The sequence below is a fragment of the Brachybacterium fresconis genome, assembly GCF_017876515.1.
Classification (GTDB): domain Bacteria; phylum Actinomycetota; class Actinomycetes; order Actinomycetales; family Dermabacteraceae; genus Brachybacterium; species Brachybacterium fresconis.
On record NZ_JAGIOC010000001.1, the window covers coordinates 1,035,436 to 1,058,581 of the forward strand.

Below are 23,146 nucleotides of genomic sequence, written 5' to 3' on the forward strand. Positions count from 1 at the left end.
GATGGACGACGCCTGGGCGTTCCGGGTGGTCGATCAGTGGTCGTATCCCCTGCGGTATTGCACCGTGATCAGCGGTCGAGCACCTCCGGAAGCATAACAGAGAGTCACGATCCCAGCGGGTGCTCCGAGGGGTCCTCGGGGGGCTCCACCTCGAGGGGCTGACGGGACCGTGCCAGCAGCACGGCCTCCACGAACACGGCCGAGACCGCGCCGACCAGCAGTGCGAGTCCGATCCATCGGGTCGAGACCGCGTCGAGGTCTCGCACGGCGATCAGGACGAGGATCACAATGAGCATCTTGACGGCCCAGCTGCCGAGCACCGTGGCCGCCATCGACACCGGGCTCAGGTGCTTGCCGGCGAACGCGACCGCGACCGTCGGCAGCACGATGACGAGGGTGAGACCGGCGCCGATCAGCGCGCCGGAGAGCGCCGGCGGCTCCCCGATCATCGCCGCGAGCACGATCACGAGGACGTCGAGCACGATCCCGACGCCGAGGGCGATCAGCGTGGCACGCTGCATCGCACGGTCGCCGACGGCGCGGCGCCGCGGCCGGGCCGCGCTCGGGGAGGGTCGGTCAGGTCGAGGGGACATCGGAGTCCTTCCGATGGCGGCCGGGACGCCATCTCAGCGGGTCGAAGGTCAGCAGGAGGGCGAACAGCAGCCCGCACACCCAGAAGATCACGACGGCGCGGGTGCTCACCAGGATCGGCAGCAGCAGCCCCACCGAGACCACGACGGTCCACGTGTACATGATCAGCACCGCGGTGCGCTTGGAGTGGCCCAGGCGCAGCAGTCGGTGGTGCAGATGGGCCTTGTCGGCGTGGAAGGGCGACTTGCCCGAGCCGATCCGCCGCACCACCGCGAGCGCGAAGTCGAGGAAGGGGATCACCATCACGCCGATGGGCAGCAGGATCGGCAGGAACTGGCCGAAGATGTCCGCGCCCGAGAGGCGGGCGGGGTCGACCTGACCGGTGACCGCGATGGTGGAGGCGGCCAGCAGCAGCCCCAGGAGCATCGATCCGGAGTCGCCCATGAAGATCCTCGCCCGCGTCATGTTGTGCGGCAGGAACCCGGCGCACGCGCCGATCAGCACGGCGGTCAGCAGGGCGGCCAGCGAGGAGTAATCGGTGGTGGAGACGTTGCGGGTGAGCGTATAGGCGTACAGGAAGAAGGCGGAGCCGCCGATGGCCATCACCCCGGCGGCGAGCCCGTCGAGCCCGTCGACGAAGTTCACGGCATTCATGCTGACGACCACCACCAGCACGGTGAGGATCAGCGCGGAGCGCTCCGAGAGGATCGTGACGCCGCCGATCGGCAGCGACACCAGGGACACCCCCTGCCACGCCAGCAGCATGGCGGCCAGCACCTGTCCGGCGAGCTTGGCCCACCAGTCCAGGTCCCATTTGTCGTCGGCCGCCCCGAGCAGGCAGACCAGCGCGGCGGCCACGAGGATCGCCCAGGGCTGGCGGGTGTCGCGGAACAGCCCCTCGAGGAACGGGACGTTGCTGGCGATCAGCATCGCCACGACCACGCCGGCGAGCATCGCCAACCCGCCCAGACGCGGGGTCACCGCATCGTGCACATCGCGCTCGCGCACGGCCGTCATCGCCCCGGCGCGCCGGGCCAGCAGCCTGACCGCGGGAGTGATCAGGTACGTCACCGCCGCGGCGACCAGCAGGATGAAGAGATAGATCCTCACCCGGCGGTGCTCCCCCGTCCGGGCCCGTCCTCCTCCGAGGACGGAGCGGGGTCAGGGGTGACCTCCTCGACAGAGGTGGATTCGACAGGGGTGGAGGAGAGCTCGACGAGATCGGGCTCGGACGGGAGGTCCAGCACGCCGGGAGGCGCCGGGGGCGCTTCGGCAGCCGGTGCGGCGGAGGCGGTCGGGCCGTCGGAGTGTGCGACGGGGCCGTCGGGCTCCCCCGCCTCCTCCTCGGTCCCGGCACGCGCCGCGGGCTGTGCGCCGTCGGTCCCGGTCGCCTCGACGCCGTCGGTCCCGGTCGCCTCGGCCCCGTCGGCCGTCTCCTCCCCGGACGTCTGCTCGCCCCCTGCGCTCGTCTCGTCCGCGGTCGTCGCGTCCTGGTCGGCCCCGTCGGAGTCCTCGGGCTCCTCGGGCTCCGGGGCGGTGAAGATGTCGCCGACGACGGCGACGACGTCCTCCGCGCTCAGCGAGCCCTCCCGGACGATCTCGGCGGGCACGACGGTGGTGTCGATGATGGTCGAGCTCGTCCCGAGGCGGGCGGTGCCGCCGTCGAGGTACTCCTCGACGGCGTCGCCGAGCTGGGTGGCGGCGTCGAGGACCGTGAGCGCGGCGGCCTTCCCGTGGCGGTTCGCGCTGGACACCGCGAGGGGTCCGGTGCGACGCAGCAGGTCCAGGGCGATCTCGTCATCGGGCATGCGCAGGGCGACGGTGCCGCGGGTCTCCCCCAGGTCCCAGGTCAGGGACGGCTGGGCGTTCAGGATCAGGGTGAGGGGGCCGGGCCAGAACTCCTCGGCGAGGCGCTCGACGTACTCGGGGACGTCCAGGGCGAGGGCGAGCAGCACGGCGTGGTCGCCGATCAGCACCGGCGGCGGGACGTCGCGGCCGCGTCCCTTGGCCTCGAGCAGGTCCGCGACCGCGTCCGGGGTGAAGGCGTCGGCGCCGATGCCGTAGACGGTGTCGGTCGGCAGCACGATGAGCTTGCCGTCACGGACGGCCTGCGTCGCCGCCGTGAGGGCGGCCTCGCGGGATTCAGGATTCTGGGTGTCGTGGACGCTCACCGAGTCAGTCTCTCACTTCCAGGGGTCGGGTCCCCAGCGGCACGGCGTGCCACCAGGAAGCGGTCGCGGCCGGTCAGATCGACGGCGGTGCTCACCTGCTCGAAGCCGCCGATGCGGGCCGCGGCGTCCCGGGCGGCAGGGCCCTGGACGTCGGCGTGCTCCATGATCAGCACTCCTCCGGGCCGCAGCAGGCGGGCGGCCCAGGAGATCACGGCGCGGGGCACCGCGAGCCCGTCCTCGCCGCCGCCGAACAGGGCTCGGTGGGGATCGTGCTCGAGGACCTCGGCGTCCCGCGGCACGGCCTCGGGCGGGATGTAGGGCGGGTTGGACAGGATCGCGTCGACCGGGCCCGCCGCCGCGAGCTCGGCCAGGGCGGGCCCGGCGGGGTCGGCGGTGAGGTCGGCCCGCAGGACGCGCCCCCGGCCGGGGCCGGCGGCCTCGAGGTTCTCCACGGCGAGGTCTGCGGCGCGGGGGTCGATCTCGACGGCGAGCACGCGAGCGGCGGGGATCTCGTCGAGGGCGGAGGCGGCCAGGGCGCCGCTGCCGGTGCACAGGTCCACGAGGTTCTCGAGGGGACCCGAGGCGTGCTCGCGCAGCAGCTCCAGAGCGAGCTCGGTCTCCGGCCGGGGGATGAACACGCCCTCGCGCACGCGCAGCATCAGGCGGCGGAAGGGGGCGCGGCCGAGGATGAGTTGGAGGGGCTCGCGTCGCTCACGGCGCGCCGTGAGCTGCTCGAGCTGTGCCGCGAAGCCGTCCGGGAGGACATCGAGCAGGATCAGCGGCCGCGCGGTGCCGGCAGCTTCGGCGATCAGTGCTCTGGCATCGACGCTCGGCGAGGCGACGCCGGCCCGGCCGAGGCGCTGAGTGGTCACGGAGAGGGCCTCCCGCAGGACCACGCGGGTCTCGGTGCCGCTCACGGGGCGCCCTGCTGGGCCTCGGCCAGGCGGGCGGCCCGTTCTGCGTCGCGGCTGGAGGCGATGAGGTCCTCGAGGTCCCCGGCCAGGACCTGGGAGAGGTTGCCGGCCTTGTACCCGGTGCGGTGGTCCGCGACGCGGGACTCGGGGAAGTTGTAGGTGCGGATGCGCTCGCTGCGGTCGACCGTGCGCACCTGGGAGCGGCGGGTCGCGGAGGAGGCCTGCTCCTGTTCGAGGCGCCGGGCGTCCAGCAGACGCGTCCGCAGGATCCGCAGGGCCTGGTCCCGGTTCTGCAGCTGGCTCTTCTGGTCCTGGCAGGAGACGACGATGCCGGTGGGCAGGTGGGTGATGCGCACTGCGGAGTCGGTGGTGTTCACGCTCTGGCCGCCCGGGCCGCTGGAGCGGAACACGTCGATGCGCAGATTCGCGGGGGCCATCGCCTCGGCCAGCAGCTCGCCCTCGTCGGCCTCATCGGCCTCGGGCAGCACGAGGACGCCGACGGCGGAGGTGTGGATGCGGCCGGCGGACTCGGTGACCGGGACCCGCTGGACGCGATGGACGCCGGCCTCGTGCTTGAGGTGGGCGTAGACGCCGTCGGCCGGGGCTGCGGAGGAGCTGCCGCTGATGGCGGCGGTGACGTCCTTGAGACCACCCAGCTCCGTCTCGGCGGAGGTGAGCACCTCGACGCGCCAACCCCGGTGCTCGGCGTAGGAGCGGTACATGCGCAGCATCTCGCCGGCGAACAGGGCGGACTCCTCCCCGCCCGCGCCGGCCTTGATCTCGAGGATGACATCGCGGGCGTCGTCGGGATCGCGCGGGGCCAGGAGGTCCTCGAGGTGGTCGCGCTCGGTCTCCCAGCGCTCGGCGAGCTGCTCGGCCTCGGCGGCGAGCTCCGCGTCCCCCTCCCCCACCTCTGCGAGCTCGCGGGCGGTCTCGAGATCGGCGAGGGTGGCCTCGACCTGCGCGGCGGCGGCGAGCACGGTGTCGAGCTCGGCGTAGCGCCGAGCGACCCGACGGGCCCGTGCAGGGTCGTCGTGGAGTGCGGGATCGGCCATCGCGTCCTGCAGACGCGCATGCTCCTGCCGCAGCGGTGCGAGACGATCCCCGCCACCTGCTTCCATCCCGCTCCTCCGCTCGATCCCGGCCCCGCACGAGACGACGCCGGTGCACGCCCTGGGGCGCGCACCGGCGTCGGAGACCGGTTCGATCGGGCCGGGGCCTCGCCGCCCGATCTCCAGCTCTAGAAGGTCAGACTCAAGCCTTCGTCGCTCTTCCTGATCTCCTACCGCTCGTACCTCGCAGTACGTCGATCAGGCCCTCTTCGATCTTCCTGATCTCCTACCGCTCGTACCTCGCAGTACGTCGGTCAGGCCTTCTTCTTGCCGTAGCGAGCCTCGAAGCGGGCCACGCGGCCGCCGGTGTCGAGGATCTTCTGCTTGCCGGTGTAGAACGGGTGGCACGCGGAGCACACCTCGGCGCGGATGACGCCGTCGCCCTTGGTGCTGCGGGTGGTGAACGAGTTGCCGCAGGTGCAGGACACCTGGGTCTCGACGTACTGGGGGTGGATCTCAGCCTTCATGTCTCTCCTTCTCGGGGTCGCTGGGTCGGCGCCCGGCGGGCACCGTGAACCAGAACCGACGTCATAGTCTGCCATGTCCGGCCTCGCCCCGCGAGATCTCGGCGGGCGGCGTGCGCACCGTCACCCCTCTCAGGTCGAGGCGCGCACCTCGAGGCGGTACGGCACGACGCGGTGCGCGCCGCGGCCGCTCAGCGGGGCCTCCTCCTCGAGCATCTGGGCCACCAGTGCGACCGTCTCCCGGGCGACCGCCTCGATGTCCACGCTCAGGGTGGTCAGCTCCGGGGTGACGAGAGAGGCGATCTCCAGTCCGTCGACGCCGACCAGACGGACCTGCCCCGGCACGTCGACGCCCAGCAGCCGCAGGTCGCGCAGCAGACGCACCGCGAGCACGTCATTGAATGCGACGAGCGCGTCGGCACCGTCCTCGAGGACCGCCTCGAGCACGTCCCGACGCCCGGTGCGGCCATCGACCCCGTGGATCGGGACCTCGCCGTCCGGCGCCAGCGGAGCGAGGGCTGCGGCCAGCGCCAGTGCCCGGGAGCTGGGGGCCTCGCCGGCCAGGTCGAGCACGACGGGCCGGGCAACACCGGCGGCCTGCAGGTGCTCCGTGAGGTCGGTCATCGCCTCGGCAGTGGCCAGCTCGACCACACCGACCGCATCGATCTGCTCCGTGGAGTCGCCCAGCGCCACCACGGGCATGCCCCCGGCGCCCCGGATGCCCGCGGTCTGCACGCCGTAGCCGACGATCGCGTCGACCCGCCGGGCCAGCGCTCCGGCGACCTGTTCGGGATGCGGTGCGTTGTCCGCCTCGGCGAGCACCACGTTCCACCCATAGGGAGCGCAGGCCCTGACCACCGCGGCCCCGAGCTCCGCGAAGTACGCGTTGGACAGGTCCATCACCACGAGGCCGAGGGTGATCGGCCCCTGCTCGACCAGTCCGCGTCCGAAGCGGGAGGGCCGATAACTCAGCTCACGGGCCGCCTCGAGCACCCGCTCACGGGTGGCGGTGCTGATGCCGGCCATATCGTTCATCGCGCGCGAGACCGTCTGCCGGGAGACCCCGGCCCGCTCCGCGACGTCGATGATCGTCGACCGGCGCCCCGGCCAGCTCACCGGGTCTCTGCCTTGAGGTCCAGCCAGGCCAGGTCGCGCTCGGAGAGCTCGACCCCGAGACCCAGCGTCGAGGAGCGCATCTCGGCGATGCTGCGGGGGCCGAACAGAGCGAAGGTCGGGAACTTCTGGTGCAGCACGAAGGCCAGGGCGATCGCGGTGGCCGGGACACCGTGCTCCTGCCCCAGGGCCCGAGCTCGGGCCAGCCGCTCGAAATTCTCCTCGCTGTAGTAGCAGCGCACCAGCTCCGCGTCGGAGCGGTCCTCGGGGTGCGCACGACCGGTGAAGAAGCCGCGGGCCTGCGAGGACCAGGGCAGCAGGGCTATGCCTCGCTCCTCGAGCCAGGCCTTGGACTCGGGATCGGTGGCGTGGACGCAGCCGGCCCAGGGGACGTCCAGCGCCTCGGCCAGCCCGAAGTGATTGGACAGGATCGTGAAGCCCGTGCGGCCGTTCGCGCGGGCGTAGGCGTTGGCCTCGTCCACCCGCTGGGGTGTCCAGTTCGAGCCGCCGTAAGCACGGATCCGGCCGGCGCGCAGGTGCTCGTCCATGACGTCGACGAATTCGCCGACCGGGATCTCGGGGTTGTCGCGGTGCATCATGTACAGGTCCGCGTAGTCGGTGCCCTGCCGCTCGAGGGACTCCTCGAGCTGGCGGGTGATCGAATCCGGATCGCAGTGCGGGGTGTGCGCGCCCTTGGCGATCACCACGACGTCCTCTCGGACCCCGCAATTGCGCACCCACTGGCCGAACAGCTTCTCGGTGTAGCCGCCGCCGTAGATGTAGGCGGTGTCGAAGGTGGTGCCGCCGATCTCGTAGAACGCGTCGTACATGGCCGTGGCGTGCGCCAGGTTCATCTGGTTGTCGCACCCCATCACCAGGCGCGAGACCTTCTTGTCCAGACCCGCCAGGGTCCCGTAGGCCATGGCCGGGCCGGAGCGCACGCTGCCTGCCTCGAGCGGGCGACCGGTGAGGGTGGGGATGTCCGCATCATCGCGCTCGAAGGGGTAGCGGAGGCCGATCTGCTCACGCCAGAGGTCCAGGGCGCGGGCCTGACCGAGTGAGTTCTCGCCGGTCATCTCGGGGACGATGCCGTCTCCTCGGGCGGCGCGGGCAAGGGCATCGGCCTCCAGCGCGTAGGCCGACGCGGCGGCGACCGCGATCCGCTGGGGCTGCTGGCCGACCACGTCGAGCTCGATGGTCTGCTGCTCGCCGAGACCCCAGGGGTCGGACAGGCGGATCACGCCGCGCGAGCCGGTGATCGTGGCGCTCTGGGGGTCGGCCAGGCGGACTCCGGTGCGCAGGGTCGCGGTGATGTTCCCGGGCAGGGTGAGCTCGGCGCTCGCCCACTCGTCGACGCCGGTCTCCCCGATCGTCCCGCTGCCGTGGATGGAGGTCGGGTCGGCGAAGGCCTCGCCCCGGGCCGCGCCGGCGACGAAGCGCGCGAAGGACATCGGGTAGCAGCCGACGTCGAGGATCCCGCCCCCGGCGGTGGCGGTGTCGAACAGGCGTCCGCTGCGGCCGCCGGTGTCGAAGGCGAACGAGGCGTCGACATGGGTGACCTCGCCGATCGCGCCTTCGGCCACGAGCTGAAGCACTCTCTCGGTCTGCGGGTGGAAGCGGTACATGTACGCCTCGAGCAGCACGCTCCCGCTGCCGGCGGCGAGGTCCGTCAGCGCCATGGTGGTGCCCGAGTTCGGGGTCAGGGGCTTCTCGCACAGCACGTGCTTGCCGGCCTCGAGCGCGGCGGCGGCCAGACGCGCATGGCCGGTGTGGACTGTGGAGACGTAGACCGCGTCGACCTCGTCCGAGGCGAGGACCTCCTCATAGGTGCCCAGCAGCGCGGGCTCGGCGAGGGAGAACTCCTGGGCAAAGGTGCGGGCCCGATCGGGCGAGGAGCTGCCGACGGCGACCAGGACGCCGTCCTGGGAGTCCGGCAGCTGGGTGGCGAAGCGGCGGGCGATGGAGCCCGGGCCGAGTACGGCCCAGCGGAACGGGGTGGCGGTGATGCTCATGGAGACGTCGTCGTCCTTCGGTGTCGGTGACCCACGGTGTTCGTGAACGTTCACGAGACGGCTACGTTATCCCCTGTCACCACCGCCCCACAAGTTCTCCTGCCGCACGCGTGCAGGCCATCCCTCGACGCGACGACGACGGGGCGCCCTCACTCGTGGTGAGGACGCCCCGCGGCGCCGGTGCAGGTGGTCGTCGACCGTCAGTCGCTGCTGCGACCCCCCACGCTCGGAGCATTCTTCAGGACCGTCATCAGGAACTCGGAGTTCGACTGGGACTTCTTGGTGCGCTCCAGCAGGAGTTCGAGGGCCTGCTGCTGCTCGAGCGAGCCGAGCACGCGGCGGAGCTTCCACATGATCGCCAGCTCGTCCTTGCCCATGAGCTCCTCCTCGCGGCGGGTGCTCGAGGCGTTGACGTCCACGGCCGGGAAGATGCGCTTCTCGGCGAGGCTGCGTGCCAGCCGCAGCTCCATGTTGCCGGTGCCCTTGAACTCCTCGAAGATGACCTCGTCCATCTTGGAGCCGGTCTCGACCAGGGCGGAGGCGAGGATGGTCAGCGAACCGCCGTGCTCGATGTTCCGCGCCGCGCCGAAGAACCGCTTGGGCGGGTACAGCGCGGAGGCGTCGACACCGCCGGAGAGGATGCGACCGGAGGCCGGCGCGGCGAGGTTGTAGGCGCGCGAGAGGCGGGTCAGGGAGTCCAGCAGCACGACCACGTCGCGCCCCATCTCGACCAGGCGCTTGGCGCGCTCGATCGCGAGCTCGGCGACGATCGTGTGATCGGAGGCCGGGCGGTCGAAGGTCGAGGCGATGACCTCGCCCTTGACCGTGCGCTGCATGTCGGTGACCTCTTCGGGCCGCTCATCGACCAGCACCACCATGAGGTGGACCTCGGGATTGTTCGTGGTGATCGCATTGGCGATCTGCTGCATGATGATCGTCTTGCCGGCCTTCGGGGGCGAGACGATCAGGCCGCGCTGGCCCTTGCCGATCGGGGAGACGAGGTCGATCACCCGGGGGGCGACGGCGTTCGGAGCCGTCTCCAGGCGCAGGCGCTCATCGGGGTACAGCGGGGTGAGCTTGCCGAAGTCGACGCGCGAGCGCGAGCGATCCATGGGCAGGCCGTTGACGGAGTCGACCTGCACCAGCGCCGCGTACTTGCCCTGGTTGCCGCCGCCGCCCTTGCCGCGGCGGTTGCGGCCGCCGCCGTGGTGCTGCGGCTGCTCGACCCGGTGCTCCTCGCCCTCGCGGGGCGTCTTGACCTGGCCGGTGATGGCATCGCCCTTGCGCAGGCCGTGGCGCTTGACCTGGTTCATGGTCACGAAGACGTCGCTGGGGCCGGGCAGGTAGCCGGTGGTGCGCACATAGGCGTTGTTGTCGCGGATGTCGAGGATGCCGGCGATCGACATCAGCTCATCGCCCTCGCGCATCTCGGAATCATCCTGCTGATCGTTCCGGTTGCCCTGGTTACCACCCTGATTGCCACCCTGGTTCCCACCCTGATTGCCGCCCTGGTTCCCACCCTGGTCGTTCTGGCCGCCGCGCCCACGGCGCTTGCGGTCGCGGGACCGGTTGCGGTTCCGGTTGCGGCCCCGACGGTCGTCATCGCGGTCACCCGAGCGGTCATAGTCGTCGTCGTTCTCGCCGGAACGGTCGGGCAGCTCGATGTCCTCGAGGCGGCGGCGCTGATTGCCGCCCTGCTGGGTGCCGTCCTGCTGGTTCCCACCCTGCTGATTGCCGCGGCGGCTGCCGCGACCGTCGTCCTGGCGACCCGAGTCGCCGCGACGGGAATCGTCCTGGCGGGAATCGTCCCGGCGCGAGTCGTCGCGACCGGAATCCTCACGGCTCGAGTCCGGTCGGGAGCCCCGTGCGGAGTTCTGGTCACCCCGACGGTCGCCGCTGCGGTCGGGCAGCTCGAGGCCGAGCTCGGGGGCGTTGTCCCCGCTCTGATCCCGGCCGCCCTGGTCGCGGCGCGAGCGGGAGCGGCTCCGGGAGGGGCCGCCGTCGGCGTCGGCCTGCGGGGCAGCGGCCTCGACGGACGAGGTCGGCGCGGACTGTGCCGGGGCCGGATCCTGCTGCACAGCGGCGTCTGCACCCTGGGCGCTGTTCTGCTGCGGCGCGCTGGACGTGGCAGGCGCGCTGGAGGGGGCGGGGGCGCTGGAGGCGGCAGGCGCGCCGGAGGTGGCGGCGGTCGACGGCGTTCCGCCCCCGCGGATCGCCTCGATCAGCTCGCCCTTGCGCAGTCGACGGGCGCCCTTGATGCCGAGCCCGGCCGCAATGGCCTGCAGCTCGGGGAGCTTCTTGGCCGCGAGGTCCGCGCCGGAGGTGGTGTCGTTCACCCGGGTTCCTTCCTGTCGAACCGATCGGTGCCGGTTCTGTTCTGGTCTGGGTGCCGCTGCCGGGCAAGGGGACGGGGTCCGGGTGCAGCAACGGCTCATCCGAGCAGAGGTGTCGTCACGGTGCAGGGCACCGATGGTCGACCTGCTGGTGTGCTTCGGGGTGCGTCGGCGTCGCTGCACGGGCCTGCTCGGCACGGCGTGCGCGGAGCGCAGGGTCATGCGGGACGCTGATCAGGGAGATGCATCGGGACACGGAGCACTGCACGCACGAACTGCCACAGTGCTCGCCATCGGACGATGCCGCCTGGACGCAGGCTCAACCTACCACAGGGGCGCTGCCGGTCTCCCGCAGCGGCACCTGCGCGATCCGCCACGTCCCGGGGTCGGCCACCACACGACGCACCAGCGGCGCGATCTCGGCGCGCCGACCCGCCAGCACGAGCACCGAGGGGCCGGCCCCGGAGATCACCGCAGGGTGGCCCTCCTGGCGCAGCACCCGCATCAGCTCCACGCTCTGAGGCATGCCCGGAGCGCGCTGCTCCTGGTGCAGGCGGTCCTCGGTGGCCTCCATCAGCAGCCCGGGATCCCCGGCCAGCGCATGGACCAGCAGCGCGGCGCGGGAGGCGTTGAACACGGCATCGGCATGCGGGACCTCGCGGGGCAGCAGATCCCGGGCGCGCTCGGTGGACAGAGTGGTCGTCGGCAGCAGCACCAGCGGGTCGAGCATCGCCGGGGCATGGGCGAGCGGGACGGCATGGGCCTGCCCCGCGCTCATCCAGGACAGCGCCACGCCGCCCAGCAGCGCGGGGGCCGCATTGTCGGGATGACCCTCGAACTCGCAGGCCAGCTGGAGCACATCGGCGTCGTCCAGCGCCTCCGGCTCGGAGAGCAGTCCGCGGGCCAGCAGCAGGCCGGCCACCGTCGCGGCGGCGCTGGAGCCGAGCCCGCGCCCGTGCGGGATCCGGTTCGCCGTGCGCAGGCGCATCCCCACCTGCGGCGCCCCGGCGTGGTCGAGACCGCGGCGCAGGGCCCGCACCACCAGATGCTCCTCCCCCGTCGGGACCGATGCGGAGCCCTCCCCCTCGGCCCGCACCTCGATGCCGCCGGTGGTGGCCTCGAGCTCCAGGTCGTCGCACAGCCGAAGGGCGAGTCCGAGCGTGTCGTAGCCGGGGCCGAGGTTCGCCGAGGTCGCCGGGACGCTCACGGAGACGCGCGTGTGCTGGATCCTCACAGTCCGATGGCCTCCGCGGCGGCGGCGATGTCGACCGGGATCACGGTGGGGGCGAGGTCGCGCTGGGACAGGGCGGTGTCGATGTCCTTGAGCCCGTTGCCGGTCACGGTGATCGCGATCGTGGCCCCGGCCGGGACCTCGCCGCGCTCGGACTGCTGGAGCAGGCCGGCCACGCCGGCGGCGGAGGCGGGCTCGACGAAGATGCCGACCTCGGCGGCCAGCAGGCGCTGCGCATCGAGGATCTGCTGGTCCGTGACCGCGTCGATGAGTCCGCCGGACCCGTCGCGGGCCTCGACGGCGAGGCTCCAGGAGGCGGGGGCGCCGATCCGGATCGCGGTCGCGACGGTCTCGGGGTCGCTGATCGGATGACCGGCCACGAAGGGGGCGGCGCCACTGGCCTGGAAGCCCCACATGGCCGGCAGGGAATCAATGATGCCGGCCTCGTGGTACTCGCGGTAGCCCATCCAGTACGCGGAGATGTTGCCGGCATTGCCGACGGGCAGGACGTGGATGTCCGGGGCTCTGCCCAGGGCGTCGCTGACCTCGAAAGCGGCGGTCTTCTGTCCCTCCAGGCGGTAGGGGTTCACCGAGTTCACCAGCTCGACGGGATGCTCCGCATCGAGCTTGCGCGCGATCTCGAGGCAGTCGTCGAAGTTTCCCTCGACCTGGATCAGCTGGGCGCCGTGGACGACGGCCTGGGCCAGCTTGCCGGCGGCGATCCTGCCCTGCGGCAGCAGCACCGCGCAGGTGATCCCGGCGGCGGTCGCGTAGGCGGCGGCCGAGGCGCTGGTGTTGCCGGTGGAGGCGCAGACCACCGCGGTGGCCCCGTCGCTGACCGCCCGGGACATCGCCGAGACCATGCCGCGGTCCTTGAACGAACCGGTCGGGTTCTGCCCCTCGACCTTGACGTGGACCTCGGCACCGACGCGCCGGGACAGCGCCGGGGCCGGGACCAGCGGGGTCCCGCCCTCCCCCAGGCTCAGCAGGGTGTCGGTCTCGGCGAAGGGCAGGTGCTCGCGGTACTCGGCGAGGACGCCGCGCCACTGGTGTGCCATGGGGTCAGTCTCCTTCGATGCGCAGGACGGAATCGATGTTCAGCACCGTGGAGTTCGCGGAGAACACGTCCAGCGAAGCGGTCATCGCCGACTCCAGGGCGCGGTGTGTGCTGATGCCGATGTGGGCGAGGGCCTGCTGCCCTTCCCCCTCGGGCGTCTCGAGCAGCTCCTGGTGGATGGTCGAGATCGAGATCCCGTTGCCGGACAGGGTGCCGGCGATCTCGGCGAGCACGCCGGGGCGGTCCTGCACCGTCAGCGAGACGTAGAAGGCGTTGCGCAGATCCTCCAGCGGGATCTGCTCCAGCTCGGCGTAGTGCGACTCGCGGGGCCCGACCCCGCCGCGCACCCGCTGGCGAGCCGCGGAGACCACGTCGCCGAGGATCGCCGAGGCGGTCGGGGCGCCGCCCGCACCCTGGCCGTAGAACATCAGCGAGCCGGCGGCGTCGGCCTCGATGAACACGGCGTTGTAGGCCTCGGAGACCGAGGACAGCGGATGCTCCTCGGGCAGCAGCGCCGGGTAGACGCGGGCGGAGATCCGTTCCCCCGTCTCCTCCTCGACCCGTTCGACGATCGAGAGGAGCTTGATGGTCCGGCCCATGCGGCCGGCGGCGGCGATGTCCTGCGCCGACACCTCGGTGATGCCCTCGCAGTGCACGTCCGAGAGCCGCACCCGCGAGTGGAAGGCGAGGGAGGCCAGGATCGAGGCCTTGGCCGCGGCGTCGTGCCCCTGGATGTCGGCGGTGGGCTCGGCCTCGGCGTAGCCGAGCTCCTGCGCGTCGGCGAGCGCCTCGTCGAAGCTCACCCCGGTGCGGGTCATCGCGTCGAGGATGTAGTTGGTGGTGCCGTTGACGATCCCCAGCACGCGCTGGATGCGATCGCCCGCGAGGGATTCGCGCACGGGCCGGACCAGGGGGATGGCGCCGGCGACCGCGGCCTCGAAGTACAGGTCCACGCCGTGGATGTCGGCGGCCTCGTACAGGGAGGCGCCGTCCTGGGCGAGCAGGGCCTTGTTGGCGGTGACCACGCTCGCGCCGTGCGCCATGGCCTCCAGCAGCAGGGTGCGGGCCGGCTCGATCCCGCCCATCACCTCGATGACGAGGTCCGCCTCGCGCACCAGGACGGAGGCGTCCTCGGTGAGCAGCTCGGCGGGCACGTGCTCACCGCGGTCCCGCGTCAGGTCGCGCACGGCGATGCCGACCACTTCGAGGTGCGCACCGATGCGGTGGGCGAGGTCCTGGCGCTGCTGGGCGATCAGGCGCAGCACCTCGGTGCCGACGGTGCCGGCGCCGAGGACGGCGACGCGCAGCGCCGACGACTCCGCGGGCGCGGGGGACTCCGGCGACGAGGGGTGGCCGGGAGAGGTCTGTGACATGCGGCAGTGGTCCTTCCACACGGTCCGACGGGATGGCCGGGGCGGGCCCTCGCACTGTATCCGAGGGGGCCTGCGGCCCGTGACCGTCCATGAACGATTGCGACGAGCACGAGAGTTCGCGACGACGTCGCCGGGCGGTGCGGGATCTGGGGCGACGGCGAGGGCTTCGGCGCCGGAGCGCCGGGGGTCCCGGCCCGGATCGCGTCAGCCCTGATCCAGGCCCAGCAGATCCTCCTCCGTCTCGCGACGGAGCAGGGTGCGGATCTCGCCGTCGCGCACCGCGACCACGGGCGGCCGGGGCACGTGGTTGTAGTTGGAGGCCAGCGAGTAGCAGTACGCCCCGGTGACGGGCACGGAGAGCAGATCCCCGCGGCCGACGTCGGAGGGCAGGTACTCGTCCTTGACCACGATGTCACCGCTCTCGCAGTGCTTGCCGACCACGCGCACCACCTCGGGGGCGGCGTCGGAGACCCGGCCGGTCAGCAGGCAGGAGTAGTCCGCGTCGTACAGGGCGGTGCGCACGTTGTCGCTCATGCCGCCGTCGACGGAGACGTAGACGCGGTGGTGAGGGCCGCCCAGACGCACGTCCTTGACGGTGCCGACGGAGTACAGGGTCTGCGTGGACGGGCCGGCGATCGCGCGGCCGGGCTCGAAGGACAGGTGCGGGACGTCCAGCTCGAGGTCGCGGCATTCCTTGGCCACGATGTCGGCGATGCCGCGGGCGAGCTCCTCGGGAGTCGACGGGGTGTGCTGGGTGTTGTACATGACGCCGAAGCCGCCGCCGAGGTCGAGCTGGTCGATGGTGTGGTCGAGCTCGGCCCTGATCTGCGCGACCAGGTCCAGCACGCGGCGGGCCGCGACCTCGAAGCCGCCGGTGTCGAAGATCTGCGAGCCGATGTGGGAGTGCAGGCCCACCAGCTCCAGCGCATCGGCCGCGAGGGTGCGGCGCACGGCCTCCAGGGCGCCGCCGCCCGTGATCGAGAGCCCGAACTTCTGGTCCTCGTGCGCGGTGGCGATGAACTCGTGGGTGTGCGCCTCGACGCCGGTGGTCACCCGGAGCATGACCGCGGCCCGCACGCCGAGCTCGGCGGCGATGGACGCGACCTGGTCGATCTCGTCGAGGGAGTCGATCACCACTCGGCCGACGCCGGCCTCCAGGGCGCGGCGGATCTCGGCGTCGGACTTGTTGTTGCCGTGCAGGGCGATCCGCTCGGGCGGGAACCCGGCGCGCAGCGCCACCGCGAGCTCTCCCCCGGTGCACACATCCAGCCCCAGCCCGTCCTCGTCGACCCAGCGGGCGACCGCGCTGCACAGGAACGCCTTGCCAGCGTAGTAGACGTCGGCCCCGGCGTAGGGGCGCAGGGCCTCGGTGAAGGCGTCGCGGAAGGAACGGGCTCGACCGCGGAAGTCCTCCTCGTCCAGCACGAAGGCCGGGGTGCCGACCTCCTGGGCGATGCGATGGACGTCCACGCCGCCGACCGTGACCGTCCCCTCGGCGTCGCGGCGCGTGGTGGACGACCACAGTCCGGGGATCAGAGCGTTGACGTCAGCGGGATACGGGAGCCAGGTCGGGGCGGCGTCGTTGCCGTGGAGGGCTCCGGCCTCATGGGCGCGCATGTCTTGCTCCTGGGGTGGGGTCCGGCGGGAAGGCGGTGGCGGCGGGGCCTGGGGGCTCGCCGACGACCCTTGACTGTAGACGGCACGGCGACAGGGTCGCAGCGGCGTCCGATCCGCGACCGACGGATGCGGCCCTCCCGAGCGGTCAGCTCCCGTCACCACAGGTCAGAGAGCCTGGTGAGGCGGGCCCCTGACTGCTCGCACCCAGGTCGTGATCGATCGCACTTGGTAGCCTCGCAGCAGATCGGCACGGGAGCCGCCGCGGGCCTGTCCGGCACGGGTGCCGCTCCCGTCCGCCATCCGCCCGTCGTCAAGGAGTTCCCGTGCCCTCTTCCACCTCCCGTCCCGTCGACGATCCCGCCCGCCCCGGCCACGACCTCGTGGTGGTGGCCAACCGGCTGCCGGTGGACTCCCGCACCCTTCCCGACGGCGCCACCGAGTGGGTCACCAGCCCCGGCGGACTGGTGACCGCCATGGAATCGGTGATGCGCACCGTCGACTCCGGCGCCTGGGTCGGCTGGGCCGGCTCCCCCGGGCAGGAGCCCGATCCTTTCGACGCCGACGGGATGAGCCTGTACCCGGTCCGGCTCGACCAGGAGGACATCGAGCGCTACTACGAGGGCTTCTCCAACGCCACGCTGTGGCCGCTGTACCACGACGTCATCGTCGACCCGGAGTTCCACCGCACCTGGTGGGACTCCTACGTGGCCGCCAACCGCCGCTTCGCCCGCACCGCCGCCCCGGTCGCGAACGAGGGCGGCACCATCTGGGTCCACGACTACCAGCTGCAGCTGGTGCCGCGGCTGATCCGCGAGGAGCGGGCCGATGTGCGCATCGGCTTCTTCAACCACATCCCCTTCCCCTCCGTGGAGCTGTTCTCCCAGCTGCCCAAGCGCAACCAGATGCTGCGCGGCCTGCTGGGCGCCGACCTGATCGGCTTCCAGCGCGAGAGCGACACCCAGAACTTCCTGGCCGCGGTGCGCAAGCTGCTCGGCTACCACGTCGACGGGCAGACCATCTCGGTGCCGGGCCTCGGCGCGGCCCCGGTGCGCGAGGTCGTCGCCCAGACCTTCCCGATCTCCATCGACTCCAGCAAGGTCTCGGCGCTGACCGAGGACGAGGAGGTGCGCGCACGGGCCGAGCAGCTGCGGGAGGATCTCGGGCATCCTCGGACGATCGTGCTCGGGGTGGACAGGCTCGACTACACCAAGGGGATCCGCCACCGGCTCAAGGCCTGGGGGGAGCTGCTCGGGGACGGCTCGGTCGATCCCCGCGAGACGGTGATGGTCCAGGTCGCCACGCCCTCGCGGGAGCGGGTCGAGGCCTACCGGCAGCTGCGCGACGAGGTGGAGCTGACCGTCGGCCGCATCAACGGCGACCACTCCTCCATCGGCCGTCCGGCGGTCTCCTATCAGCATCGCTCCTTCGACCGCCGAGACATGACCGCCCTGTTCATGGCGGCCGACGTGGTGCTGGTGACCGCGCTGCGCGACGGGATGAACCTGGTCGCCAAGGAATACGTCGCCTCCCGCCCCGATCTGCACGGCGTCCTGGTGCTCAGCGAGTTCGCCGGCGCGGCCGACGAGCTGCGGGCCGCCGTCATGGTCAACCCTCATGACATCGACGAGCTCAAGGCCGCGATCCTGCGAGCGATGGCGATGCCTGCCGAGGAGCAGGAGGAGGCGATGCGCTCCCTGCGCCACCAGGTGATGGAGAACGATGTGCAGGCCTGGGCCCACAGCTTCCTGCAGCGCCTGGAGCACTCCGGGGCCGAGGTGCGCGAGCCGAAGCCGACGGTCCGGCTGACCGGCGAGGGCGCCACGGACCCGGCGGCGCTCGATGCCGCGATGGACACCTTCGCGGCGACTCCGCGGATCCTGATCGCCTCGGACTTCGACGGGGTGCTCGCCCCGATCGTCGCCGATCGCGACGCGGTCCAGCCCGATTCCGCCGCCCTGGCCGCCCTGCGCGACCTCTCGGAGATGCCCGGGGTGGCGACCGCCCTGATCTCCGGCCGCGCCCTCGGCGACCTGGACTCCCACGCCCGCATGCCGTCCTCGGTGGTGCTGGTGGGCTCCCACGGCGCCGAGGTGGGCGCTCTGCCGCCATGGATGCAGGCCGAGGTGCTCGACTCCGCGGCGCTGACGATGACCCCGGAGAAGGACGAGCTGCTCGCCTCGATCACCGAGAACCTGCAGCAGATCGCCCGGGCCCACCCGGGCGTCGAGGTCGAGACCAAGCCCTCGGCCGCGGTGCTGCACACCTGCAATGCCCGCGGCCGCGGCGGGCACAACGCGACGGAGTCGGCCCTCGAGTATGCGGTCAACCTCCCCGACGTGACGGTGACCCCCGGCAAGGAGGTCGTGGAGTTCTCGGTGGTGCACACGTCCAAGGGCGCCGCGATCGAGACCCTCGCCCGCGCCAGCGCGGCCGACGCCTGGTTCTACCTGGGCGACGACGTCACCGATGAGTCGGTCTTCGGCCGTCTCGGCGAGAACGACGTGGGCGTGAAGGTCGGCGGCGGCGACACGGCGGCGAACCACCGCATCGCCGGGACCGAGGACGTCGCCGCGGTGCTGACGCGTCTGGCGGGTCTGCGCCGGGAGGGCTGAGGCGACCGGCCCGGGAATCCCGGGAATGACGACACCCCGGCCGATGGTCGCCAGGACCATCGACCGGGGTGCTCACCGTGCCCGCGACAGGATTCGAACCTACGACCTTCTGCTCCGGAGGCAGACGCTCTATCCACTGAGCTACGCGGGCCGACCTCGGAAGTCTAGCAACTCGATGCGGGTGAGGTGTGCACAGGTGCCGCCGCACCGGCGTGGTGTGAGCGGGGCCTCACTGCGGCAGGGGCAGCTGGGCCCCGTGCAGGACCGCCGAGGGATCGGCGGCGATGCGCAGTCCGCTGGGCTCGACGTCGGAGCGCACCAGCAGGTCCCCGACGGCGGCGATCATGGCGCCGTTGTCGGTGCACAGGCGCGGCGGCGGGATCCGCAGCGTGATGCCCGCGGCGTCGCAGCGATCCTGGGCGACGGCGCGCAGGCGGGCGTTGGCGGCGACCCCGCCGACGATCACCAGCGTGTCGAGGGAGCGTTCGCGCACGGCCCGCAGCGCCTTGGTGACCAGCACGTCGACCACGGCCTGCTCGAAGGAGGCGGCGATGTCCGCCACGGGCACCGGCTCCCCCGCCCGCTCGAGCTTCTCGACGGTGCGGGCGACCGCCGTCTTCAGCCCGGAGAAGGAGAAGGTGAAGGGGGCATCCTTCGGGCGCAGCAGCGCCCGCGGGAAGGTGAAGGCCTGCGGATCGCCGTCCACCGCGGCCCGCGAGATCGCGGGGCCGCCCGGGTAGCCGAGGCCCAGCAGCCGGGAGACCTTGTCGAAGGCCTCGCCCGCGGCGTCGTCGAGGGTGTCGCCGAGGTGCTCGATGGGGTCGCGCACCAGGTCGCCGACCGCGAGGATGGAGGTATGGCCGCCGGAGACGATCAGCACGATGGAGCGCTCGGGCAGCGGACCGTGCTCGAGGGTGTCGGCGGCGGCGTGCCCGGCGAGGTGGTGGACGCCGTACAGCGGCACATCGAGCGCCCAGGCCACGGATTTGGCGGCGGCGAGGCCGACGTGGACGGCGGTGGCCAGCCCCGGTCCGGAAGTGGCGGCGACATGGGTGATGTCGCGGGCCTCGACCCCGGCGTCGGCCAGGGCGATCCGCAGGGTGGGCACGGCTGCCTCGAGGTGGGCGCGGGCGGCGATCTCGGGGACCACTCCCCCGAACTCGGCGTGCTGGGCGGCGCTGGAGGCCAACCCCTGACCGAGCAGCACCCCGTCGGAGACGATGCCGAAGCCGGTCTCGTCGCAGGAGGACTCGACCCCGAGGACGACCGGCGACCCGGAGGTGGTCACCGCAGGATCGACATCGGGTTGGAGTAGTTGCCAGCCTCGTCCATCTTGGCGAAGTGGAGGTGGCAGCCGGTGGAGCGACCGGTCGAGCCGACGTAACCGATGGTCTCGCCCTGCTCGACGGTCGATCCTACCGAGGTGTTGAAGCCCTGCAGGTGGAAGTAGCCGGTGACGACCCCGTTGCCATGGTCGACCTCTACCCGGTTGCCGGAGGCACCCTGGTATGAGGCGCTGACGACCTTCCCGGACCTCACGGCCTTGACCGGGGCGCCGCAGGAGGCGCCGAAGTCCACGCCGTCATGGCCCTTGAAGTATCCCAGGACGGGGTGCATGCGGCCGCCGAATCCGGAGGTGATCGGGGCGTTGACCGGGTCGATGTACCCGCCGCTGCTGGCGGGGGCGGATTCACCGGAGGCGGCGGTCTGCGCGGTTTCGACGGGCTCGGGCTCGGGCAGCTCGACCTCGATGTCGAGAGCCGCGTCCTTCTTCGTCTTGCCCTCGGCCGCGTCCTTCGTCTCGGAGGGAGCGGTGCGCTCCTGCGAGCGGCTGGCGTCCTCATCCGACTCGCGCGTGTCGGCGGCCGCCTGCGTGACGCTCGCGGAGGCCCCTGCTTCGGGCAGGGCGACGGGGGCGCTGGAGGGATCGGCGCCCGGTGCGGCCTGATCGCTCTGGGGCTGCTGCGCGGCGGTGACGTCGCCGGGGGCGACGGTCTCGTCGATCCCGGCCGCGGCGGCGGCCAGCGGAGCTGCGATGGTGGCGGTCGCGAGGACTCCCAGCACACCGGCCTTCACGGCGCCGGCGGGGAGGGCTCCGTCGCGATGCGAGCCCGGGTTGGCCCGGAGCGTGCGCACCGTGGCGCGTCCGTCGGCGCGATGATTCGCCACGTGATCGACCTGCTTCCGCTTCGACTGCGTTTCCGTACTGTCCGTGAGTCGCGACGCCGGACAGGGGAAGGACGCGTCGCCGAACAACCTGGAACAACCTACGGGCGCGCCCCGGCAGAGGACCAGCAGGTCACTCGGGTCATTGCCAAGTTTTTGCCAAGAAGGCACTAAGTGTGGCCCTCTCTTGACGACCCAGCCCGTCGAGCGTGCGTCGGACCACCCCCGCGCACGCTCCCATGGGATGGCTGTCACTCGCGCGGGCCTCACGCGCGGGCCCTCAGGGGCACTCGCGGGTGGTCTGCCGCGGGCTCGCGAGGCGCTCCGCCCCGCGGACGTCCAGGGATCACGGCAGCGATGATCACCGAGGATGCAGGCGCTGCGGTCTACAGTGGCGCCATGTCGACCCCGGACCAGGCAGCTTCGTCCCCGCCCGTGCGCGTCGTGGTGATCGAGGACGAGCCGACGATCACCCGCGCCATCGCCGACCGGCTCACCGCGGAGGGATGGGAGGTCACCACCGCCCTCGACGGCCCCTCCGGTGTGCGCACCGTCGCCGAGGTGCGTCCGGACGTGGTGGTCCTCGACGTCATGCTGCCCGGCTTCGACGGACTCGAGGTGTGTCGGCGGATCCAGGCGGACGAGCCGGTGCCCGTCCTCATGCTCACCGCCCGGGACGACGAGACCGACATGCTGGTCGGCCTCGGCGTCGGCGCCGACGACTACATGACCAAGCCCTTCTCCATGCGCGAGCTCGCCGCACGCCTCAAGGCGCTGCTGCGGCGGGTGCGCCGGGCCGGTCCGCCCGCTGTCGCGGAGTCCGAGCAGAACGTCGCGATGGAGTTCGGGGACCTGGTGATCGACCGGGCCGGCCGCCGGGTCATGCGGGCCGGGGTGCCCGCGCACCTGACGCCCACCGAGTTCGATCTGCTGCTGTGCCTGGCGAACGCCCCCGGCACCGTGCTGACCCGCGAGCAGCTGCTCGCCGACGTCTGGGACTGGATCGACGCCACCGGCACCCGCACGGTCGATTCCCACGTCAAGGCTCTGCGCCGCAAGCTCGGGGCCGACCTCGTGCGCACCGTCCACGGCGTCGGGTACGCCCTGGAGATCCCGGAGGAGGACGACTCGACAGGGGGCGTCGCCGGGGGCCGGGAGAGCCCGGACACCCCGCTGGACATCTCCTCGATGCCCACACCGAACGAGCCCACCACCGACTCGTGAGCTCCCAGCCGCCCGCCCCGGAGCTGCCGCCGGCCCCGCACACCGCGCGCCGCCGCGTCCCCGACCGACTGGACGTGCGCCCCCTGGACAGCTTCCGCTCGTTCAAGGTCAAGCTCGGGATCCTGGTCGGCGCCGTGGTCTCGGTCGCCGCGCTCCTGACCCAGGTGAGCATCCGGGCCGGGGTGCAGCCGTGGCTGGCGATCCCCCTGGTGGTCGTGATCGCCCTGGTGTTCACCCAGCTGCTGGCCCGCGGGATGACCTCGCCGCTGCGGGAGATGACCGGCGCCGCCCAGGCCATGGCACGCGGCGACTACACCCAGCGGATCCGGGCCACCAGCCGCGACGAGGTCGGGCAGCTGGCCGCGGCCTTCTCCACCATGGCCTCCGAGCTCGAGCAGACTGACGAGATGCGTCGGGACCTGGTCGCCAACGTCTCCCACGAGCTGCGCACCCCGGTCGCGGGGCTGCGGGCACAGCTGGAGAACCTGGTCGACGGGGTGACCGATCCGGATCCGGCGGCTCTGGAGGTGGCGCTGGCGGAGACCGAGCGTCTCTCCCTGCTGGTCAACCACCTGCTGGATCTGTCCCGGCTGGACGCGGGAGTGGTCGAGCTCGATCTCGAGGCCATCGAGATGACGCCGTTCCTCCACGAGGTGGTCGACGCGGCGACGCTCGCCGCCGGCGGGCGCGACGTGCGCTGGATCGTCGACGTCGACCCCGCCGATCTGACGGTGACCGCGGATGCGGCGCGGATCCATCAGGTGATCCACAACCTGCTGGAGAACGCGGCCCGTCATTCCCCCGCCGGCGGACGGATCCACGTCCGCGCCGCCCGCACCGCCGACGGCGAGGGCGTGTGGATCGACGTGCACGACGAGGGGCCGGGCATCGCTCGCGAGGACCGCTCCCGCGTGTTCGAGCGCTTCCAGCGCGGGGGCTATGCGGACAGCTCCGGAGGGACCGGCCTGGGCCTGGCGATCGCTCGCTGGGCGGTGGGTCTGCACGGCGGGACCATCGAGGTGCTCGACGACCCGCGCACCGAGCTGGCCCGCGACGGCCGCTCCTCCCTGATCCGAGTCGTCCTGCCGGATGCCGCGACCTCGACGTGATGTCCCGCACCACCGTGCCGACAATCACCGTCGCAGACGCCGTCCAC

Annotated in this window: 18 protein-coding genes and 1 tRNA gene; 3 read left to right on the forward strand and 16 right to left on the reverse strand. The window is 72.1% G+C overall.

Annotation, left to right across the window (positions count from 1 at the left end; translation table 11 throughout):
- Window positions 1–104 precede the first annotated feature (104 nt).
- The 13 genes from JOF44_RS04770 to lysA form a co-directional block, all read right to left on the reverse strand.
- Window positions 105–593, reverse strand: a complete 489-nt coding sequence (locus JOF44_RS04770) for a Cg1360 family ATP-synthase-associated protein (protein ID WP_209887961.1) — start codon at window positions 591–593, stop codon at window positions 105–107.
- Window positions 577–1,701 (reverse strand): glycosyltransferase family 4 protein, encoded by a 1,125-nt coding sequence (locus JOF44_RS04775; protein WP_209887963.1) that lies wholly within the window; start codon window positions 1,699–1,701, stop codon window positions 577–579. The genes JOF44_RS04770 and JOF44_RS04775 overlap by 17 nt, the downstream gene beginning before the upstream one ends.
- Complete coding sequence (locus tag JOF44_RS04780; protein ID WP_209887966.1) at window positions 1,698–2,762, reverse strand: L-threonylcarbamoyladenylate synthase; 1,065 nt, start codon at window positions 2,760–2,762, stop codon at window positions 1,698–1,700. The genes JOF44_RS04775 and JOF44_RS04780 overlap by 4 nt, the downstream gene beginning before the upstream one ends.
- On the reverse strand, window positions 2,759–3,679 hold the full coding sequence (gene prmC, locus JOF44_RS04785) for a peptide chain release factor N(5)-glutamine methyltransferase (RefSeq protein ID WP_209887969.1): 921 nt from the start codon (window positions 3,677–3,679) through the stop codon (window positions 2,759–2,761). Before prmC ends, JOF44_RS04780 begins: the two co-directional genes overlap by 4 nt.
- Window positions 3,676–4,797: a peptide chain release factor 1 gene (prfA, locus tag JOF44_RS04790; protein ID WP_209887972.1), complete on the reverse strand. Its 1,122-nt coding sequence runs from the start codon at window positions 4,795–4,797 to the stop codon at window positions 3,676–3,678. The genes prmC and prfA overlap by 4 nt, the downstream gene beginning before the upstream one ends.
- A 245-nt stretch (window positions 4,798–5,042) precedes the next feature.
- A complete protein-coding gene (rpmE, locus tag JOF44_RS04795) occupies window positions 5,043–5,255 on the reverse strand; it encodes a 50S ribosomal protein L31 (RefSeq protein WP_076807294.1) in 213 nt (70 codons plus the stop codon).
- A gap of 129 nt (window positions 5,256–5,384) precedes the next feature.
- Window positions 5,385–6,368, reverse strand: a complete 984-nt coding sequence (locus tag JOF44_RS04800) for a LacI family DNA-binding transcriptional regulator (RefSeq protein WP_209887974.1) — start codon at window positions 6,366–6,368, stop codon at window positions 5,385–5,387.
- Window positions 6,365–8,377, reverse strand: a complete 2,013-nt coding sequence (locus JOF44_RS04805) for an aldo/keto reductase (protein ID WP_209887977.1) — start codon at window positions 8,375–8,377, stop codon at window positions 6,365–6,367. Before JOF44_RS04805 ends, JOF44_RS04800 begins: the two co-directional genes overlap by 4 nt.
- A gap of 200 nt (window positions 8,378–8,577) precedes the next feature.
- Window positions 8,578–10,713 (reverse strand): transcription termination factor Rho, encoded by a 2,136-nt coding sequence (rho, locus tag JOF44_RS04810; protein ID WP_342591664.1) that lies wholly within the window; start codon window positions 10,711–10,713, stop codon window positions 8,578–8,580.
- Between the two features lie 316 nt (window positions 10,714–11,029).
- A complete protein-coding gene (thrB, locus tag JOF44_RS04815; protein ID WP_209887980.1) occupies window positions 11,030–11,944 on the reverse strand; it encodes a homoserine kinase in 915 nt (304 codons plus the stop codon).
- On the reverse strand, window positions 11,941–12,999 hold the full coding sequence (thrC, locus tag JOF44_RS04820; RefSeq protein WP_209887983.1) for a threonine synthase: 1,059 nt from the start codon (window positions 12,997–12,999) through the stop codon (window positions 11,941–11,943). The genes thrB and thrC overlap by 4 nt, the downstream gene beginning before the upstream one ends.
- 4 nt (window positions 13,000–13,003) lie before the next feature.
- The gene (locus tag JOF44_RS04825; RefSeq protein WP_209887986.1) at window positions 13,004–14,371 is read right to left on the reverse strand and encodes a homoserine dehydrogenase; all 1,368 of its coding nucleotides are present in this window, start codon (window positions 14,369–14,371) and stop codon (window positions 13,004–13,006) included.
- Between the two features lie 204 nt (window positions 14,372–14,575).
- Window positions 14,576–15,988, reverse strand: a complete 1,413-nt coding sequence (gene lysA / locus JOF44_RS04830; RefSeq protein ID WP_209887989.1) for a diaminopimelate decarboxylase — start codon at window positions 15,986–15,988, stop codon at window positions 14,576–14,578.
- Between the two features lie 323 nt (window positions 15,989–16,311).
- Between lysA and JOF44_RS04835 the strand changes: the two genes are divergently transcribed.
- Window positions 16,312–18,600 (forward strand): bifunctional alpha,alpha-trehalose-phosphate synthase (UDP-forming)/trehalose-phosphatase, encoded by a 2,289-nt coding sequence (locus JOF44_RS04835; protein WP_209887992.1) that lies wholly within the window; start codon window positions 16,312–16,314, stop codon window positions 18,598–18,600.
- A 78-nt stretch (window positions 18,601–18,678) separates the two neighbouring features.
- Here the strand turns inward: JOF44_RS04835 and JOF44_RS04840 are convergent.
- The 3 genes from JOF44_RS04840 to JOF44_RS21080 all read right to left on the reverse strand — a co-directional run bounded on the left by JOF44_RS04840 (window position 18,679) and on the right by JOF44_RS21080 (window position 20,769).
- Window positions 18,679–18,751 (reverse strand) — tRNA-Arg (locus tag JOF44_RS04840).
- A gap of 78 nt (window positions 18,752–18,829) precedes the next feature.
- Window positions 18,830–19,888, reverse strand: a complete 1,059-nt coding sequence (gene tsaD / locus JOF44_RS04845; RefSeq protein ID WP_209887996.1) for a tRNA (adenosine(37)-N6)-threonylcarbamoyltransferase complex transferase subunit TsaD — start codon at window positions 19,886–19,888, stop codon at window positions 18,830–18,832.
- Window positions 19,885–20,769 carry a M23 family metallopeptidase gene (locus tag JOF44_RS21080; RefSeq protein WP_342591665.1) on the reverse strand — a complete coding sequence of 295 codons (885 nt, stop codon included), beginning with the start codon at window positions 20,767–20,769 and terminating at the stop codon, window positions 19,885–19,887. Before JOF44_RS21080 ends, tsaD begins: the two co-directional genes overlap by 4 nt.
- A 396-nt stretch (window positions 20,770–21,165) precedes the next feature.
- On the opposite strand from JOF44_RS21080, the gene JOF44_RS04855 reads away from it, so the two are divergent.
- Window positions 21,166–21,990: a response regulator transcription factor gene (locus JOF44_RS04855; RefSeq protein WP_209888000.1), complete on the forward strand. Its 825-nt coding sequence runs from the start codon at window positions 21,166–21,168 to the stop codon at window positions 21,988–21,990.
- Window positions 21,987–23,099 carry a sensor histidine kinase gene (locus tag JOF44_RS04860; RefSeq protein WP_342591666.1) on the forward strand — a complete coding sequence of 371 codons (1,113 nt, stop codon included), beginning with the start codon at window positions 21,987–21,989 and terminating at the stop codon, window positions 23,097–23,099. Before JOF44_RS04855 ends, JOF44_RS04860 begins: the two co-directional genes overlap by 4 nt.
- Window positions 23,100–23,146 lie beyond the last annotated feature (47 nt).